The organism is Streptomyces sp. NPDC041129, assembly GCF_055592265.1.
Map to the genome: position 1 here is coordinate 453,887 of NZ_JBVIYV010000006.1, position 18,173 is coordinate 472,059.

At 71.8% G+C, this 18,173-nt stretch carries 12 protein-coding genes; 6 read left to right on the top strand and 6 right to left on the bottom strand.

All coding sequences use genetic code 11. From position 1 onward, the window contains the following. The first annotated feature begins 2 nt into the window (after nt 1-2). Genes ACZ6B1_RS22260 through ACZ6B1_RS22270 form a run of 3 tightly spaced genes read left to right on the top strand, consistent with a single transcriptional unit; the run spans nt 3 to nt 4,647 of the window. Nucleotides 3-398 (top strand): DUF742 domain-containing protein, encoded by a 396-nt coding sequence (locus tag ACZ6B1_RS22260; protein ID WP_468780847.1) that lies wholly within the window; start codon nt 3-5, stop codon nt 396-398. A 24-nt stretch (nt 399-422) separates the two neighbouring features. Further along, complete coding sequence (locus tag ACZ6B1_RS22265; protein WP_468780849.1) at nt 423-4,061, top strand: hydantoinase B/oxoprolinase family protein; 3,639 nt, start codon at nt 423-425, stop codon at nt 4,059-4,061. Further along, the gene (locus ACZ6B1_RS22270; RefSeq protein ID WP_468780851.1) at nt 4,042-4,647 is read left to right on the top strand and encodes a GTP-binding protein; all 606 of its coding nucleotides are present in this window, start codon (nt 4,042-4,044) and stop codon (nt 4,645-4,647) included. Before ACZ6B1_RS22265 ends, ACZ6B1_RS22270 begins: the two co-directional genes overlap by 20 nt. 129 nt (nt 4,648-4,776) lie before the next feature. Here the strand turns inward: ACZ6B1_RS22270 and glpK are convergent, their stop codons facing one another. From glpK to ACZ6B1_RS22285, 3 genes are all read right to left on the bottom strand, one after another. Next, nucleotides 4,777-6,297 (bottom strand): glycerol kinase GlpK, encoded by a 1,521-nt coding sequence (gene glpK / locus ACZ6B1_RS22275; protein ID WP_468780853.1) that lies wholly within the window; start codon nt 6,295-6,297, stop codon nt 4,777-4,779. A gap of 87 nt (nt 6,298-6,384) precedes the next feature. After that, a complete protein-coding gene (locus tag ACZ6B1_RS22280) occupies nt 6,385-7,134 on the bottom strand; it encodes an MIP/aquaporin family protein (protein ID WP_468780855.1) in 750 nt (249 codons plus the stop codon). A gap of 363 nt (nt 7,135-7,497) precedes the next feature. Beyond that, nucleotides 7,498-9,147, bottom strand: coding sequence for an EAL domain-containing protein (locus ACZ6B1_RS22285; RefSeq protein WP_468780857.1), 1,650 nt, complete (start codon nt 9,145-9,147; stop codon nt 7,498-7,500). 201 nt (nt 9,148-9,348) lie between these two features. Between ACZ6B1_RS22285 and ACZ6B1_RS22290 the strand changes: the two genes are divergently transcribed. Continuing rightward, complete coding sequence (locus ACZ6B1_RS22290) at nt 9,349-9,885, top strand: NUDIX domain-containing protein (protein WP_468780859.1); 537 nt, start codon at nt 9,349-9,351, stop codon at nt 9,883-9,885. Between the two features lie 9 nt (nt 9,886-9,894). Here ACZ6B1_RS22290 and ACZ6B1_RS22295 read toward each other — a convergent pair whose 3' ends face one another. Further along, nucleotides 9,895-12,255, bottom strand: coding sequence for a glycoside hydrolase family 31 protein (locus ACZ6B1_RS22295; RefSeq protein ID WP_468780861.1), 2,361 nt, complete (start codon nt 12,253-12,255; stop codon nt 9,895-9,897). 214 nt (nt 12,256-12,469) lie between these two features. Here ACZ6B1_RS22295 and ACZ6B1_RS22300 point away from each other — a divergent pair, with 214 nt between their 5' ends. Together ACZ6B1_RS22300 and ACZ6B1_RS22305 are read left to right on the top strand one after the other, a co-directional pair. Further along, nucleotides 12,470-14,437 carry an acetoacetate--CoA ligase gene (locus tag ACZ6B1_RS22300; protein ID WP_468780863.1) on the top strand — a complete coding sequence of 656 codons (1,968 nt, stop codon included), beginning with the start codon at nt 12,470-12,472 and terminating at the stop codon, nt 14,435-14,437. A gap of 161 nt (nt 14,438-14,598) precedes the next feature. Further along, nucleotides 14,599-15,492: a hypothetical protein gene (locus ACZ6B1_RS22305; protein ID WP_468780865.1), complete on the top strand. Its 894-nt coding sequence runs from the start codon at nt 14,599-14,601 to the stop codon at nt 15,490-15,492. Nucleotides 15,493-15,563: 71 nt separating this feature from the next. On the opposite strand, the gene ptsP is transcribed toward ACZ6B1_RS22305, so the two are convergent. Next, nucleotides 15,564-17,234, bottom strand: a complete 1,671-nt coding sequence (gene ptsP / locus ACZ6B1_RS22310; protein ID WP_468780867.1) for a phosphoenolpyruvate--protein phosphotransferase — start codon at nt 17,232-17,234, stop codon at nt 15,564-15,566. 76 nt (nt 17,235-17,310) lie between these two features. Further along, on the bottom strand, nt 17,311-17,760 hold the full coding sequence (locus ACZ6B1_RS22315; RefSeq protein ID WP_468780869.1) for a PTS sugar transporter subunit IIA: 450 nt from the start codon (nt 17,758-17,760) through the stop codon (nt 17,311-17,313). Nucleotides 17,761-18,173 lie beyond the last annotated feature (413 nt).

Sequence of the window (18,173 nt, forward strand, 5' to 3'; positions counted from 1 at the left end):
ACATGAGCGGAGACGGTCAGGGAAGCAGCCACTGGTTCGACGACGAGGCCGGACCGGTCGTCCGCCCGTACGCCATGACGCGCGGCCGCACCACGAGCGCGGGTCAGCACCGCCTCGATCTGATCGCTGTGGTCGTCACCGAGCCAGACGCACAGGACCCGGAGACGGACCCGACGCTCGCCCCCGAGCACGTGGAGATCGTCGGGCTCTGCGCCGGGGCACCGCAGTCCGTCGCCGAGATCGCCGCGGAACTGAACCTGCCCATCGGCGTCGTGCGGGTCCTGATCGGGGACCTCGTACACGCGGAAATCGTCCATGTGACACGTCCGGTGCCACCGGCCGAGCTGCCCGACGAGAGTATTCTGCGCGACGTGATCAACGGCCTCCGGGCGCTGTGACCGGCGCGGAAGCGGAGTGACGACGTGACTGGCTGGCAGTTCTGGGTCGACCGAGGCGGCACCTTCACCGACATCGTCGCGCGCCGCCCGGACGGCCGGCTGCTCACGCACAAGCTGCTGTCCGACAACCCCGAACGGTACGCCGACGCGGCGGTCGCGGGCGTCCGGGAACTGCTGCACGGCTCCCGGGAGCCCGTCGACGCCGTGCGCATGGGCACCACCGTCGCCACCAACGCACTGCTGGAACGCAAGGGCGAGCGCACCCTGCTGGTGATCACCCGGGGCTTCCGCGACGCCCTGCGCATCGCCTACCAGAACCGCCCCGCCATCTTCGCCCGCCACATCCAGCTCCCAGGGCTGCTGTACGAACGGGTCATCGAGGCCGACGAACGCATCGCCGCCGACGGAACCGTCCTGCGCACCCCCGACCTCGACGCGCTCGCGGGACCGCTCCGGCAGGCGTACGACGACGGGATCCGCGCGGTGGCCGTCGTCTGTCTGCACAGCCATCTGCACCCAGCCCACGAACGCGCCATCGGCGACCTCGCCGCGCGCACCGGCTTCCCGCAGATCTCGCTGTCCAGCGAGACCAGCCCGCTGATGAAGCTCGTCCCGCGCGGTGACACCGCCGTCGTCGACGCCTACCTGTCCCCGGTGCTGCGCCGCTACGTACGGCACGTCGCCGACGAACTGCACGGTGTGCGGCTGATGTTCATGCAGTCCAACGGGGGGCTCACCGAGGCCGGACAGTTCCGCGGCAAGGACGCCGTCCTCTCCGGGCCGGCCGGCGGCATCGTCGGCATGGCTCGCATGTCGCAGCGGGCCGGCTTCGACCGTGTCATCGGCTTCGACATGGGCGGCACCTCCACCGACGTCTCGCACTTCGCCGGCGCGTACGAGCGCGTCTTCACCAGCCGGATCGCCGGCGTCCGGCTGCGCGCCCCGATGCTGGACATCCACACCGTCGCCGCCGGCGGCGGCTCCGTGCTCCACTTCGACGGCTCGCGCTACCGCGTCGGTCCCGACTCGGCCGGCGCCACCCCCGGACCCGCCTGCTACCGCGCCGGAGGCCCGCTCACCGTCACCGACGCCAACGTGATGCTCGGCCGCATCCAGCCCGCCCACTTTCCCGCGGTGTTCGGCCCGGACGGCGACCAGCCCCTCGACGCCGCCGTCGTCCGCGACCGCTTCACCGCCCTCGCGCACGAGATCCGCGAGCGGACCGGCGACGACCGCACGCCCGAGCAGGTGGCCGAGGGCTACCTGCGGATCGCCGTCGCCAACATCGCCAACGCCGTGAAACGGATCTCCGTCCAGAAGGGCCACGACGTCACCCGTTACGCCCTGACCACCTTCGGCGGAGCGGGCGGCCAGCACGCGTGCCGGGTCGCCGACTCCCTGGGCATCCGCACCGTCCTCGTGCCCCCCATGGCCGGTGTGCTCTCCGCGCTCGGCATCGGTCTCGCCGACACCACGGCCATGCGCGAGCAGTCCGTCGAGGCGCCCCTGGAAGCCGCCTCGATGCCGGGCGTCCGCGAGACGGCCGACGCCCTCGAGCGCGCCGCCCGCGCCGAACTGCGCGCCGAGGACGTCCCGGAGGACCGCATCGAGGTCACCCGCCGCGCCCAGCTCCGCTACGACGGCACCGACACCACCCTCACCGTCGAGCTGACCGAACCCGGCACCATGACGCACACCTTCGAAGAACGTCATCGCGCCACGTACTCCTTCACCCTGGACCGCCCGATCGTCGTCGAAGCGCTCTCCGTCGAAGCCACCGGCATCACCGCACCCCCCGACCTCTCCGCCCTCGCCCCTTACGAGGGCCACCGCGCCGCACCGCTGACCGTCCGGCTGCACACCGCCGGCGCCTGGCACGACGTACCACTCCACCGCCGGGAGGCCCTTCCTCCCGGCGAGACCGTCACCGGACCCGCGATCATCACCGAGCCCGGCGCGACGACCGTCGTCGACGACGGCTGGCGGGCCGCGGCCGGACACGACGGGCATCTGGTCATGGAACGCACGGCGGTTACGGAGAGTTCCGGACTCGACACGAAAGTGGACCCCGTCCTGCTCGAGGTCTTCAACAACCTCTTCATGTCGATCGCCGAACAGATGGGCGCCCGGCTGGAGTCCACGGCCCAGTCCGTCAACATCAAGGAGCGGCTGGACTTCTCCTGCGCCCTGTTCGACCCCCTCGGGAACCTGGTGGCCAACGCTCCCCACATCCCCGTTCACCTGGGCTCCATGGGCACCAGCGTCAAGGAGGTCATCCGCCGCCGCGGCACCTCGATGCGCCCCGGCGACACCTACGCCGTCAACGACCCCTACCACGGCGGCACCCATCTGCCCGACGTCACCGTGATCACCCCGGTCTTCGACACCGAGGACACCACGGTCACGCGGAGTGAGCCGGAGATCCTCTTCTACGTCGCCTCCCGCGGCCACCACGCCGAGATCGGAGGCATCGCCCCCGGCTCCATGCCCGCCCACAGCCGGACCATCGACGAGGAGGGCGTCCTCTTCGACAACTGGCTGCTCGCCCAGGGCGGCCGCTTCCGCGAGGAGGAGACCCGCCGTCTCCTCAGCGAGGCCCCCCACCCCTCCCGCAACGTCCGCACCAACCTCGCCGACCTGCGCGCGCAGATCGCCGCCAACCGCAAGGGCGTGGACGAGGTCCGCCACATGATCGAGGAGTTCGGCCTCGACGTCGTCCAGGCCTACATGCGGCACGTCCAGGACAACGCGGAGGAGGCGGTCCGCCGGGTCATCGAGGCCCTGGACGACGGGGAGTACGCCTATGAGACGGACTCCGGCGCCGTCATCCGAGTACGCGTGCGCGTCGACCGCGCCGAGCGGTGCGCGACCATCGACTTCACCGGCACGTCCGCCCAGCTCGCCACCAACTTCAACGCCCCCTCCTCGGTGGTCAACGCGGCCGTCCTGTACGTCTTCCGCACCCTGGTCGCCGACGAGATCCCGCTCAACGACGGCTGTCTGCGCCCGCTGGACATCGTCGTACCGCCCGGCTCGATGCTCGCCCCCGAGCCGCCCGCCGCCGTCGTCGCGGGCAACGTGGAGACCTCCCAGGCCGTCACCGGCGCCCTCTACGCCGCGCTCGGCGTGCAGGCCGAGGGCTCCGGCACCATGAACAACGTCACCTTCGGCAACGAACGCCACCAGTACTACGAGACCGTCGCCTCCGGATCCGGCGCCGGCGACGGCTTCCCCGGCGCCGACGTGGTGCAGACCCATATGACCAACTCGCGGCTCACCGACCCCGAGGTGCTGGAATGGCGGCTCCCCGTCCGGCTGGAGGAGTTCACCGTCCGGCGGGGCAGCGGCGGTTCCGGGCGCCGGCGCGGCGGCGACGGTGCCGTACGCCGGATCCGCTTCCTGGAACCCATGACCGTCTCCACCCTCTCCCAGCACCGCCGTGTGCCGCCGTACGGCATGGCCGGCGGAGAACCCGGCGCGCTCGGCGCCAACCGGCTGGAACGGGCCGACGGCACGGTCACCGACCTCGGCGGGAGCGGCTCGGCGGACGCGGGTCCGGGCGACGTTCTCGTCATCGAAACCCCTGGTGGCGGCGGCTACGGCCGACCGTCACCCGAACACGATCAAGCAGGAGAAGAGACGGATGATCTTCGGGCGTTCTGAACGCGGCAAGCCCCCGGTCGAGCCCGTCACGCTCAAGATCCTGGTGGCCGGTGGCTTCGGAGTGGGCAAGACGACACTCGTCGGCGCGGTCAGCGAGATCAGGCCGCTGCGCACCGAGGAACTGCTCACCGAGGCCGGGCGCCCGCTCGACGACACCAGCGGTGTGGAGGGGAAGCACACGACCACTGTGGCCATGGACTTCGGCCGGATCACCCTGCGCGAGGACCTCGTGCTCTACCTGTTCGGGACACCCGGGCAGGAACGCTTCTGGTTCATGTGGGACGAGCTGTCCGAGGGCGCACTCGGTGCCGTGGTCCTCGCGGACACGCGCCGCCTGGAGGACTGCTTCGCCGCCGTCGACTACTTCGAACGGCGCTCGATCCCCTTCGTCGTCGGCGTCAACTGCTTCGAGGGCGCGGCCCGTTACCCCGCGGAATCCGTACGGCAGGCCCTCGACCTGGACGAGGAGGTGCCGGTCGTGCTGTGCGACGCACGTGACCGGGAGTCGGTCAAGGAGGTGCTCATCGGCGTCGTCCAGCACGCGATGGAGTACTCGGCCGGCCGTCGCCGGACCCTCGCCACCTGATCGGCCTCGGTCCACGGCACGGCCCGTACCCCCGCCGACAGGGGTACGGGCCGCGGTCCCCGCGGACACCCGGCGCGCGTGTGAGGAATGCACGCACCACGCACGCGCGCGTGCCGGGCGCCCTCGCCCCTACACGCCGTCCTCCTCGAGCCAGCCGAAGCTCTTCTCCACCGCCCTGCGCCAGTTGCGGTACTCACGGTCGCGTACCGGTGCCTCCATCGCGGGGGTCCACTCGGCGTCCCGCTGCCAGTGCGACTTCAGCTCGTCGAGGTCGTTCCACACGCCGGTGGCCAGACCGGCCGCGTAGGCGGCTCCCAGGCAGGTGGTCTCGGACACCCGCGGCCGGATCACCGGAACCCCGAGCACATCTGCCTGGTGCTGCATGAGCAGGTTGTTCTTCGTCATGCCGCCGTCGACCTTCAGGGTCGTGATCCGCACCCCGGAGTCCTGGTACATGGCGTCCACGACCTCCCGCGTCTGCCAGCTCGTCGCCTCCAGCACCGCGCGCGCGAGGTGGGCCTTGGTGACGTAGCGGGTCAGTCCGGTGACGACGCCGCGCGCGTCGGAGCGCCAGTAGGGCGCGAACAGTCCGGAGAAGGCGGGCACGATATATGCGCCGCCGTTGTCCTCGACGCTCGCCGCCAGTGTCTCGATCTCGTCGGCGTCGCGGATGATGCCGAGCTGGTCGCGGAACCACTGGACCAGCGCGCCCGTTATCGCTATGGACCCCTCCAGGCAGTACACCGGCGCCTCCCCGCCGATCTTGTAGCCCATCGTCGTCAGCAGGCCGCTCTTGGACGCCACCGGCCGGTCGCCGGTGTTGAGGAGCAGGAAGCTGCCGGTGCCGTAGGTGTTCTTCGCGGTGCCGACGTCGTAGCAGGCCTGCCCGAACACCGCCGCCTGCTGGTCGCCGAGCGCCGAGGCCACGGGGACCCCGGCGAGCGGGCCGACGGCGGTGCCGTACACCTCGGCGGACGACCTGATCTCCGGCAGGACCGCCTCGGGCACGTTCATCGCGGAGAGGATGGCGGGGTCCCACTGGAGCGTGTTCAGGTTCATCAGCATGGTCCGGCCGGCGTTCGTGACGTCCGTGACGTGTCGGCCACCGTCCGGGCCGCCGGTGAGGTTCCAGATCAGCCACGAGTCGATGGTGCCGAAGGCGATCTCCCCGCGCTCGGCCCGCTCCCTGAGGCCGGGCACGTTGTCCAGCAGCCAGGCCGCCTTCGGCCCGGAGAAGTAGCTGGCCAGCGGGAGTCCGGTCGGCTCCCGGAAGCGGTCCTGCCCGTCGGTGCCGCCCAGTTCACGGCACAGGGCGGCGGTGCGGGTGTCCTGCCAGACGATCGCGTTGTGCACGGGCTTGCCCGTCGCCCGGTCCCACAGGACCGTGGTCTCGCGCTGGTTGGTGATGCCGAGCGCGCTGAGCCGGTCGGGGCGCAGCCCCGCCTTGGCCAGCGCCCCGGCCACCACGGCCTGCACCTTGGACCAGATCTCGGTGGCGTCGTGCTCCACCCAGCCCGGCTTGGGGAAGATCTGGCGGTGCTCGCGCTGGTCGACGGCGACGATCGCGCCACCGTGGTCGAAGATGATGCAGCGGCTGGACGTGGTGCCCTGGTCGATGGCGGCGACGTACTTCTCGGCTGTGTCCGTCATGGCTGTCCCTGGGTCGCTGGGTCGGGTCGCTGGATCGGGCCTTCGTGGCCGGGGTCCGCGCGGTCGGGGCGCGGTGGGTGCGCCCGGTCAGAAGGCGATGTTGTAGACGAGGCCCGCGAGCGCGCCGCCGATCAGCGGGCCGACGACCGGGATCCACGAGTAGCCCCAGTCGGACGTGCCCTTGTTCGGGATCGGCAGGAAGGTGTGCACGATGCGCGGGCCGAGGTCGCGGGCCGGGTTGATGGCATATCCGGTGGGGCCGCCGAGGGAGAGCCCGATACCGACGACCAGGAGCGAGACGATCAGCACCGTCGTGCCGGACTCGCCGAGTCCCTTGGTGAGTCCGAAGGCGAGGATGGGCAGCACGAGCGACATCGTCGCGATGATCTCGGTGACGAGGTTGGCGACCGGCTTCCTGATCTCCGGGATGGTAGAGAAGATGCCCAGCGTCGGCACCGGTTCGTCGGCGGTTCCCTTCGTCGAGCCCTCGTCGCGGACATTGGCCTGGAACTGCGCGAGATACACCAGGTAGGCGAGGACGGCACCGAGCATCGCGCCGACGATCTGGCCCAGCAGATAGACCCAGACCTTGTCCCACTTGCCGGTGTCCACGGCGATGCCGATGGTGACCGCGGGATTGAGGTGCCCGCCGGACAGGGGCGCGGCCGTGTAGGCGCCGGCGAGCACGCCGAATCCCCAGCCGAACGCGATGACCACCCACCCGGAGGCGCGCGCCTTGGAGTGTCTGAGGGTGACGGCGGCGCAGACACCGGCACCGAAAAGGATCAGGATCGCGGTTCCGATGACTTCGCCGACGAATATGTCTCCGTTGCTCATGGCGGCTCCCTTGACGCCGGCCTGGGGCGAACAGCCCCGGCCCTCCGTGCAGGAACGGTTCCTTAGGCGACTTCAGCCGAAGGCAGGGAGGGCCCCGAGCCCCGCCCGGCGTCCGTGACGAGCGTGCCGTCGCAGCCGTATCGCCTGCAGGCAGGCCCGTGGGCAGGGAAAAGACCCGTGGCGCAGTGCCTGAATACGCCATGAATGTACGGCGATGTCGGCTGACACCGGGAAGTGTTCACCGGCACCAGGGAGGCCGTCAAGGTCGCCGACGGCAACGATGACAGGGGTAGCCCGGGCGCGGGCTCCGAGGGCTTCCTCCTCGCAGGTGGGAGCTGCAACGGCCGTATACGGCAGGGAAGTTCACCCGAGCGGCTCGGCCGTCGCACGGCCCGCGCGGGCCGGTGCCGCTCCGCGGCCCCGCCGGATCTCCTGCCCGGGCAGTCCCGCGCGCGCGAGCACCCAACTCGTCCCGGCCAGAGCCTTCGCGGCCTTCTTCACCGGTGCGAGATGGGCGGCGGCCTGCCGGTGGTCGAACACGCTCCCGGGCCGGCACACCACGGTCGAGAGGGACAGCGTGACCGGGCGGCCGCCCGCCGACCAGCGAGCGTCGAGTACCGCGGTGGCGAGTGGTTCGAGCGCCTCCTCCTCGGTCAGCACGAGGAAGTCGTCCCCGCCGATGTGGCCCACGCGCGCGTGCCCCGCCGCGGCCTCCTGCAGCGCCCGGCCCACCGAGCGGATCAGCTCATCGCCCGCCGCGAATCCGGCACCGTCGTTGACCTGCTTGAACTGGTCGATGTCCAGCCAGCTGAGCGCGAACGCCCGCCCCTCGGCGATCCGCCGGTCCACCTCACCCGTGATCGCGTCCGAACCGGGCATCCGGGTCAGCGGGTTCAGGCCCGCCGCCTCCTCCACCCGGGTCTCGGCCAGTGCCCGGACGAGGTCCGCGAGCCGTACCACGCCCACGCAGCGGCCCCGGTGGTCGACGACGGCCACATCGTCCGAGGTGCGGTCGCTGCCGCCGATCGCCACGACGTCCAGCACCTCCCAGGCGGTGGCGTCCACACCGACCGCGCGCGGAGCGTCGCCCAGCTTGTGCGCCGGCCGGTCCGCGTACAGGGCGTGCCCGTACCGGCCGGACATCGACAGCAGGAAACGCGACCGGTGCACCGAACGGACGGGCACCCCGGTCTGGTCCACGAGCAGCACCCCGGAGACCTCAGGTGAACCGGTCAGCAGTGCACGGACCTGCCCCGCCGAAGCGGTCACCGGCAGAACGGCGGCAGGCCGCACGAACTCCCGCACCGGCGGCCCCGACCGGGGCTGGGTCAGGACCGCGGGGGAGTGGGGCGGAACGTACACGTCCGCCGCCGGAATCCGGGCCGGCGGCGCGAACAGCTCGCCCTGGGCGAGCTGCGCGCCGGCCGACAGCGCGGCCGCGCACTGCAGTTCGGTCTCCACGCCCTCCACCGCCACCAGGGCGCCCAGTTGCTCGCACAGGGTCCGCATCGCCCGCACGGCGGCCGGCCGGGCCAGCAGGGACGCATCGAGCTTGACCAGGTCGGGGGAGAGATCGGTGAGCAGCCGCAGGGGTACGTCGCCGTCGCCGATGCCGTCGGCGCTGATCCGGAACCCCTGTTCGCGCAGCGCGCCCACCGCCTCCAGCAGTGCCCGCTGCGGCACATGGGTGCAGGGCGGGACGATGTCCAGGGTCACCTCCCAGGGCATCCGCCCCGCCGCGCGGACGGCGTCGTGCAGCCGGGCGAGCCCGCCCAGGTCGGCCAGGGTGGCAGCGAACACGTTGACGTGCAGCGGCAGCAACGTCTCCTTGCGTGTCGCCGCGCGGAGCGCCAGCACGGCCAGCCTGCCGTCGAGTTCGGGGTTCCGGCGGGCCTCGGCCAGGACGTCGCCGGTCTCCGGGCGGGCGAGTACCTCCAGTGCGGTGACCGCGCCGGTCCGCAGATTGACCACCGGCTGGAAGGCGAAGCGGAGAGTATCCGTCCAGGAGTGCACGGGAGCATGATGGCGCCGCCGGAATGCGCCCAGGGGCAGTTCATGAGACGTTCACGCAGCATTCCCGGGTGATCACGGAGCGTGGCAGGTGCCCGGTAGGGGCGCACCTGGGACGTGCGGACCGGGCTCCCTCGTTCCGCCTCGGCTCCCTGTTCGTCAGTGCCGGAAGAAGTCCCTCCTCTGATCGGATACAGTCCGCGCGTGTCCGAAAATCAGCATTCAACCGCCAACTCCGCGCCTGGATCCCACTGTTCCAGCTGCGGAGCGCCCTACGGAGAGGGTGTGACGGGCTGGCCGCGCACCTGCCCCTCCTGCGGCACCGTCGCCTACCGCAACCCGCTTCCGGTCGCGGTCGCGCTCCAGCCCGTCTACGACACCAGCGGCACGGCCCTGGTCGTCATCACCCGGACCGTCGCCCCCGCGCGCGGAGGCACGGCACTGCCCGGTGGCTACGTGGACGACCGGGAGGACTGGAAACAGGCCGTCGTGCGCGAGCTCAAGGAGGAGACGGGCATCGACGCCGCCGCCCGTGACGTCCGCCTCGTGGACGCCATGAGCTCACCCGACGGTCACCTGCTGCTGTTCGGACTCCTGCCCGAACGTCCCGCCGAAGGGCTCCCGCCGTCCAGCGCCACGGACGAGACCGAGGGCTGGCACCTGCTGCGCCGGCCCGACGAACTCGCCTTCCCGCTGCACACCCTGGCCGTACGTGGCTGGTTCGAGGGCCGCTACATCTGAGCCGCCCGCTCAGCAGAGTCCCCGTACCCGCACCGGGTGGGGCGGCTCCGCCGCGCCGTCCTCCCGCTCCCAGGTCACCACCACCCGCCGGCCCTGCCGGCGGGTCGTGTAGCGCTCGGTCTCCGGTTCGTCCCAGCCGTCCCCCGCGTCCTGGACGACCAGCCCGCCCCCGGTCCGCCCCCGGGCGGGCGCCCACACCTCCAGTTCCAGTGCGCCGTCCTCGCCGCGGACGGGAACGACCGCTCCCGCGCGCGCGAGCACCGGGATCCGCGACACCGGCGCGTCCAGGAAGACCTGCCCCGGACCGTCGTACGCCTCCTCCGTCACCGTGTCGTACCAGCGGCCCCGCGGCAGCCGCACCGCACGCCGGCCGGTGCCGGGGTCGAGAACCGGCGCCACCAGCAGCTGGTCCCCGAGGAGGAACGCGTCCTCACAGTCGCGCAGCGCGCGGTCCTCGGGCGCCCCCCACCACACCGGCCGCACATAAGGCGCGCCGGTGCGCCGCGCCAGGTGCGCCAGCGTCACGAAGTACGGCAGCAGACGCCGGCGTTCGAGCAGCGCCGCGCGAGCGTGCGCCAGCACCTCGGCACCGAACTCCCACGGCTCCCTGCGCCCCGCCCGCAGACCGGCGTGCGTCCGGAACAGCGGCAGGTAGGCGCCGAGTTGGAACCAGCGCAGGTACAGCTCCGGCGACGGACTGCCGTCGAAGCCGCCCACATCCGGCCCCGAGTAGGGCACCCCGCAAAGACCCAGCCCCAGAACCAGCGACAGCGAGGCCCGCAGCCCCGGCCAGCCCGTCGCCACGTCCCCGGACCAGGTGCCGCCGTAGCGCTGCATGCCCGCCCAGCCGGACCGGGAGAACAGGAACGGCCGCTCCTGCGGCGACAGCTCGCGCAGCCCCTCGTAGCCCGCCCTGGCCATGCAGAGGGCGTAGACGTTGTGCGCCTCGCGATGGTCGCCACCGCTTCCTTCGAGGGCGTGCCGCGCCGAACGCGGCAGCGTCGTCTCACCGAAGGCGCTGAACGACGTCGGCTCGTTCATGTCGTGCCAGAACCCCGCGAAACCCTGCCCCAGCCGCTCCTCGTACAGCCCGCCCCACCACTTGCGCACGCGCGCGTGCGTGAAGTCCGGGAAGACCGACTCACCGGCCCACACCTCGCCCCGGACCGTCCGCCCCGCGCCGTCCCGCACGAACGCGTCCAGGGCCGAACCGCTGTCGTACACGGCACCGCCCGGCACGGCCTTCACCGCCGGGTCGACGATCGACACCAGCCGGACACCGTCCCGGCGCAGCTCCTCAGCGAGCACCGGCAGCTTGGGGAAACGCTCCTGGTCGACGGTGAACACCTGATGGCCGTCGTAGTGGTCGATGTCCAGGTGCACGGCGTCCAGCGGCAGATCGCGCTCCTGGTATCCCGCGACGATCCGGCGCACCTCCTGCTCACCGCCGAAGCCCCACCGCGCGTGCTGGTGGCCGAGCGCCCACGCGGGCGGCAGCGCGGGCGCCCCGGTCAGCGAGGCCCAGGTGAGCAGCACGCGCGCGGGCGTGCCCACCATCACCCAGCAACGCAGCGGCCCGCCGTCCATGCGCAGCTCACAGCGTCCCGCCCGGTCGTGTCCGGACCCGGCGCCCTCCTCGCCCTCCCGCAGGCTCACCGTGCCGTCCCACGTGGTGTCGTGGAACATCAGATGGGTCCCGGCGTCCGCGACGACCAACTGCACCGGCATGGTCACGTACAGCGGATCGTCCCCCGGACCGAACGCACGGCCCGGATCGGTGTTCCACAGCCGGTAGGCGCCGTCGCGCAGCCGCGGGCCGCCCGCACGCCCGCCCAGACCGAAGAACCGGGCGTCCGCGGCCACCTCGGACCGCTGCATCCACCGCGCCACGCCCCCGCCGACCGGCTCCCACCACCGCGGCGGCGTCTCCCGCCGCAGCACCACACCGCCCGGAGTGCACACCTGCAGCGCCCCGTGCCGTGAGACGACGACCGTCACCCGCTCGGCCACCACCCGCCAGCCGCCGTCCTTGTCCGGCTCCAGCACGGCCCGCGGATCGGGCTCCGGACACACCCCGGCGAGCGCGTACGACGGCTCCGGACCCGCCCCGTCCCAGCCCCAGAACACGGCCCCGCTGACGGTCACGGTGATCCGCAGCTCGGACCGGCCGAACCGGATCAGACCGCCACCCGGCCCCGGCTCCGCCCCCCGCACGCGCCCCGGGACCCGCGCGCGCTCGGCCCCCCGAGGGGGCAGCCCGGCGGCGTCGATCCGCCGTCTGCGCCACGCCGCACGCACGGTACGCAACCCCTGAGCCGCCCGCCCCGAACCACCGACACTCACCGAACGCACCAGGTCACGACCGTCCATGCTGTTCACCCTGCCACTGACCGCCCCGCGCGCGCGTGTCGTTCAACTGCCGTTCACCCGTGCCCGGGCCACATCTTCACGACACGGACTATGTGGGGCCCGCCCTGGTGCAGAAGTCGATCACATGGCATCGTCCCTGTCAGCCGCGTCACGCGCACACCCCAGCCCGTGCGCGGACCGACGCACACGACGCGCACAGCCCGGGAGCCGCCCCATGTCGACAGCGAACCCCCAGCCGCTCTGGCAGCCCGATCCCGAGCGGATCGCCCAGGCCCGCATCACCGAGTTCCAGGCATGGGCCGCCGAGCACCACGGTGCCCCGGCCGACGGCGGATACCCCGCACTGCACCAGTGGTCCGTCGAGCAGCTGGACACGTTCTGGAAGGCCGTCACCGACTGGTTCGACGTCAGGTTCTCGGCCCCCTGCACGCGCGTGCTCGGCGACCGCTCGATGCCCGGCGCCCAGTGGTTCCCCGGAGCCACCCTCAACTACGCCGAGCACGCCCTGCGCGCCGCGGCCGCCCGCCCCGACGAGCCGGCGCTCCTGTACGTCGACGAGACCCACGAACCGCGCCCGGTGACCTGGGCCGAGCTGCGCCGCCAGGTGGGTTCCCTCGCCGCAGAGCTCCGCGCCCTCGGCGTCCGCCCCGGCGACCGGGTCAGCGGGTACCTCCCGAACATCCCCGAAGCCGTCGTCGCCCTCCTGGCCACGGCCGCCGTCGGCGCCGTGTGGACCTCCTGCGCCCCCGACTTCGGCGCCCGCAGTGTCCTCGACCGCTTCCAGCAGGTCGAACCCGTCGTACTGTTCACCGTCGACGGCTACCGCTACGGCGGCAAGGAGCACGACCGCCGCGAGGCCGTCGCCGAGCTGCGCCGGGAGCTGCCCACACTGCGCGCCGTCGTCCACATCCCGCTCCTCGCCACCGAAGCGCCCGAGGGCGCCCTGGAGTGGTCGGCACTGACGGCCGCCGACACCGAGCCCGTCTTCGAGCAGGTCCCGTTCGGCCATCCGCTGTGGGTCCTGTACTCCTCCGGGACCACCGGCCTGCCCAAGGCCATCGTCCAGTCCCAGGGCGGCATCCTGGTGGAGCACCTCAAACAGCTCGGGCTGCACTGCGACCTCGGCCCCGAGGACCGTTTCTTCTGGTACACCTCGACCGGCTGGATGATGTGGAACTTCCTCGTCTCCGGCCTGCTCACGGGCACGACGATCGTCCTGTACGACGGCAGCCCCGGCTACCCGGACACCGGCGCCCAGTGGCGCGTCGCCGAACGCACCGGAGCCACCCTCTACGGCACCTCCGCCGCCTACGTCATGGCCTGCCGCAAGGCGGGCGTGCACCCCTCCCGCGACTTCGACCTCTCCCGCGTCAAGTGCGTCGCCACCACCGGCTCGCCACTGCCGCCCGACGGGTTCCGCTGGCTGCACGACGAGGTCAGCGACGACCTGTGGATCGCCTCCGTCAGCGGTGGCACGGACGTCTGCTCCTGCTTCGCGGGAGCCGTACCGACCCTGCCGGTGTACACCGGCGAACTCCAGGCGCCCGGCCTCGGCACCGACCTGCAGTCCTGGGACCCGAGCGGCAAACCCCTCGTCGACGAGGTGGGCGAACTGGTCGTCACCAACCCCATGCCGTCCATGCCGATCCACTTCTGGAACGACCCCGACGGCAGCCGCTACCACGGCAGCTACTTCGACACCTACCCGGGCGTCTGGCGGCACGGCGACTGGATCACCCTCACCTCGCGCGGATCAGTGATCATCCACGGCCGTTCCGACTCCACCCTCAACCGGCAGGGCGTACGCATGGGCTCGGCCGACATCTACGAAGTGGTCGAACGGCTGCCGGAAATCAAGGAGTCCCTCGTCATCGGCATCGAGCAGCCCGACGGGGGCTACTGGATGCCGCTCTTCGTGCACCTGGCACCGGACGCCGTCCTCGACGAGACGCTCCTGAACCGCATCAAGCAGGCCATCCGCGAACAGCTCTCGCCGCGCCACGTGCCCGACGAGGTCATCGCTGTCCCAGGCATCCCGCACACCCTCACCGGCAAGCGCATCGAGGTCCCGGTCAAGCGCCTTCTCCAGGGCACCCCCCTGGAGAAAGCCGTCAACCCCGGCTCCATCGACAACCTCACCCTGCTGGGCTTCTACGAGGAACTGGCCCGCAAGCGCGCCTGACCCGAACCCCTCCCGCGTCCGGCTCCGGCCTCCCCCGCCACGGCGGCCGAGGCCGGAGCCGGACGCGCGGCAGCCCCGGCCGAACGCCCCCGCCGGGGACCGTTGTCAGTGCCCGCGGTTACTGTGAGTGAGCATTGATCGACCGCGCACTTGGGGGAAACATGGCGCACACCGACCAGCAGACGATGCGACGCGTCCTGCGCCGCGAGATCGTCGGCACCATCGGCCTGCTCACCGACGAACACGACTTCAGTGTCATGCGGCGCTACCGCAGCTTCGGCTTCGACGACCACACCACGTACCTGCAACAGGTGGAGTCCCTGCTGAAGAGCCGGGCGGCCCAGGGCGGACACACCACGCTGGCCCTGTTCGACCCCGAGGACTACGCCGCGTTCTGCGCGGAAACCGGCCTCGACCCGGAAGCATCCGCCAGCCGTGCCCGCTTCACCGCGCGACTGGCGGCCACCGGCCCCACCGTCCCCTACGACGGCCGTCCTCTCACCGCACTCCTGCCCGACCTCGTCGACGAAGCCGTACGGCGAGCCACCTGGGAGTACGCCACCATTCTCCTGGCCCGCCTCGGCCCCTGCACCACCTGCGGCGAGGACATCGGCCGCGCCGCCTTCACCCGCGCGTCCGACCTCGTCGTCCGCATCCTCGACACCGCCCCACCCGGCGACCGCCACCTCGTCTGCAGCGTCTCGGCGCCGGCGGAGACCCTGGTCGCCGTCCTCCACGCCGACCAGGACACCGCGGGCAGCACCGAACTCGACGAGGCGGAAGCCCTCGAATTCACCAGCGTCCTCGCCCTCGGCCTCGCCACCAGGAGCCCCGGCGGCCTGGTCATGCGCGTCAGCTCTCCCGGTACGGCCGACCGCGTGCACGGCTGGCGACTGCGCGGAGGCAACCTCTCGCCCCTCAGCGCCGCCGAGGTCTTCGACGCCTACTGCACGGACGCCGAATCCGGCGACCTCATCAGCCCCGAACCCGACGTCGACTACTGCGCACCGCCCGACCTCGGACCGGCGGACACGCCACCGGACCACCGCCACTGAAACGCACCAGGGGCGCCCCACCCGACGGCGGGACGCCCCTGGACCGGCCATCCGGTGCGAGCCGGGATCGGCTACTCCCCGGACAGCACCGCCTGCGCGGCATTCCGTGCCTCCGCCGCGCTGTCCGCCGCCCGCGCGGCGGCGGCGGCCCGCTCGCACTGCGCCAGCGTGTACTTCGCCAGCGTCGCCCGGACGTAGGGGAGCGACGCCGCGCCCATGGACAGGGAGGTGACACCCAGACCGGTCAGCACACAGGCCAGCAGCGGATCGGACGCGGCCTCGCCGCACACCCCGCAGCTCTTGCCCTCGGCCTTGGCCGCCTCGGCGGACAGTGCCACCAGGTCGAGCAGCGCCGGCTGCCACGGGTCCTGGAGCCGTGACACCGCACCGACCTGGCGGTCCGCGGCGAAGGTGTACTGCGCGAGGTCATTGGTCCCCAGCGAAAGGAACTCGACCTCCTGCAGGATCGAACGCGCCCGCAGCGCCGCGGACGGGATCTCCACCATGGCGCCGAACTTCGCCCGGAGCCCCGCCTCGCGGCAGGCGTCCGCGAACGCCTTGGCGTCCGCGCGGTCGGCGACCATGGGCGCCATGACCTCGAGGTAGACCGGCAGCCCCTCCGCCGCCCTGGCCAGCGCGGTCAGCTGGGTGCGCAGGACGTCGGGGTGGTCGAGCAGTGTCCGCAGACCCCGCACGCCCAGCGCCGGGTTCGGCTCGTCCGCCGGGGTCAGGAACTCAAGCGGCTTGTCCGCGCCCGCGTCCAGCACCCGCACCACCACACGACCCTCGGGGAACGCCTCCAGCACCTGCCGGTAGGCCTCCACCTGCTTGTCCTCGGAGGGCGCGTTCTTGCTGTCGTCCAGGAACAGGAACTCCGTGCGGAACAGACCGACACCCTCGGCCCCGGCCTCCACGGCGGCCGGCACGTCCGCGGGACCGCCGACGTTGGCCAACAGCGGCATCTTGTGCCCGTCGGCCGTGGCACCCGGACCGGTGGAAGCGGCCAGCGCGGCCTTGCGCTCGGCGGCCGCCGACTCCAGCTCGGCCCTCTTCTCGGCGCTCGGGTTCACGAAGACGTCACCGGTGCTGCCGTCGACCGCGACCACCTTCCCCTCGGCCAGTTCCCCGGCGCCCGGCAGGGCCACGACGGCCGGAACGCCCAGGGCGCGGGCCAGGATGGCGCTGTGACTGGTCGGCCCGCCCTCCTCGGTCACGAAACCGAGGACGAGCGTGGGGTCCAGCAGCGCCGTGTCCGCGGGCGCCAGATCGCGGGCCACCAGCACATAGGGCTTGTCACTGTCCGGGACACCCGGCATCGGCACGCCCAGCAGCCGGGCGACGATCCGGTTCCGCACGTCGTCCAGGTCGGCCACGCGCCCGGCGAGGTACTCCCCGGCACCGGCCAGCAGCTCGCGGTACGCGGCGAACGCGTCGTACACGGCACGCTCGGCCGTGCTGCCTACGGCGATCCGCCGCTCCACGTCCGCCATCAGCTCGGGATCCTGAGCCATCATGGCCTGCGCCTCGAGAACCGCCTGGGCCTCGCCGCCGGCCAGATTGCCGCGCGCCATCAGATCGGCCGCCACGGCATCCACCGCCTGGCGGGCCCGTCCCTGCTCGCGTCCCGCCTCGTCCGCGGGTATCTGCTTGGCAGGCGGCTCGAGCACCGCCGTTCCCATGTGCCGAACCTCGCCGATCGCCACACCGTGGCTCACGCCGACGCCTCGCAGCGTTGTCTCCATCTCACCGTCTCCGATACTGCGGCGGGACCGCCGCCGCGGTGGTCGTCCTGTACGCCGCCGGAGGGCGGCCCTGCCGTCAGTTCCAGGAGAAGAGGCTGTCGCCGGCCTTCACGTCACCGCTGTCCCGCAGATCGGAAAGGGACTCGGCGGTCGCCTCGAGGGCCACTACGGGGCACACGGGAGACTTGCCGGCCGCCTCGACCGCGGCCGGGTCCCAGCGCACGATGCTCTGTCCGCGCGTCACGGTGTCGCCCTTGCTGACGAGCAGCTCGAAGCCCTCGCCGTTGAGCTGAACGGTGTCGATGCCGAGGTGGGTGAGCACTCCGTGCCCGGTTTCGTCGACCACGACGAAGGCGTGCGGGTGCAGGGAAACGATGACGCCGTCCACCGGCGCCACGGCCTCGGAGGGCTCACGCACGGGGTCGATCGCGGTACCCGGGCCGACCATGGCCCCGGAGAAAACCGGATCCGGCACGTCGGCCAGTCCGATGGCCCGACCGGCGAGAGGGGACATCACTGTGGTCATGGGAAGCCTCCCAGGAGTGGAGCTGCAGGTGGGGCCGTCACTGCCTGTCCCGTAAACGGCGCGCTGAGCAGCAGCGTATGCCAAAGGAAGTGACGGTTCCGTATGGAACCTACCAGCTAGTGGTCTAGACCACCAACCCCGTCGATTTGCATGGTCTTCGCGGCCCCGTGTACTGTCGTACTCCTGCTTGGGGCGGTGCGGCGCGAAAGTGTCGCGGCCCGGCAGCAACCAAACTGGTCAGATCCTCTCTCGGGATCCCTTCCGCATGTCCGCGGACGGTGGTCAGAGAGTCGGAAAAACACTGATAGAGTTTGGAACAACGAAGGGAAGCGCCCGGAGGAAAGCCCGAGAGGGTGAGTACAAAGGAAGCGACCGTTCCTTGAGAACTCAACAGCGTGCCAAAAATCAACGCC

Coding starts and splice junctions, on each gene's coding strand:
- ACZ6B1_RS22260 (WP_468780847.1), top strand. CDS start 3: ATGAGCGGAGACGGTCAGGGAAGCAGCCACTGGTTCGACGACGAGGCC.
- ACZ6B1_RS22300 (WP_468780863.1), top strand. CDS start 12,470: ATGTCGACAGCGAACCCCCAGCCGCTCTGGCAGCCCGATCCCGAGCGG.
- ptsP (WP_468780867.1), bottom strand. CDS start 17,234: ATGGAGACAACGCTGCGAGGCGTCGGCGTGAGCCACGGTGTGGCGATC.
- ACZ6B1_RS22315 (WP_468780869.1), bottom strand. CDS start 17,760: ATGACCACAGTGATGTCCCCTCTCGCCGGTCGGGCCATCGGACTGGCC.
- glpK (WP_468780853.1), bottom strand. CDS start 6,297: ATGACGGACACAGCCGAGAAGTACGTCGCCGCCATCGACCAGGGCACC.
- ACZ6B1_RS22295 (WP_468780861.1), bottom strand. CDS start 12,255: ATGGACGGTCGTGACCTGGTGCGTTCGGTGAGTGTCGGTGGTTCGGGG.
- ACZ6B1_RS22305 (WP_468780865.1), top strand. CDS start 14,599: ATGGCGCACACCGACCAGCAGACGATGCGACGCGTCCTGCGCCGCGAG.
- ACZ6B1_RS22270 (WP_468780851.1), top strand. CDS start 4,042: ATGATCTTCGGGCGTTCTGAACGCGGCAAGCCCCCGGTCGAGCCCGTC.
- ACZ6B1_RS22280 (WP_468780855.1), bottom strand. CDS start 7,134: ATGAGCAACGGAGACATATTCGTCGGCGAAGTCATCGGAACCGCGATC.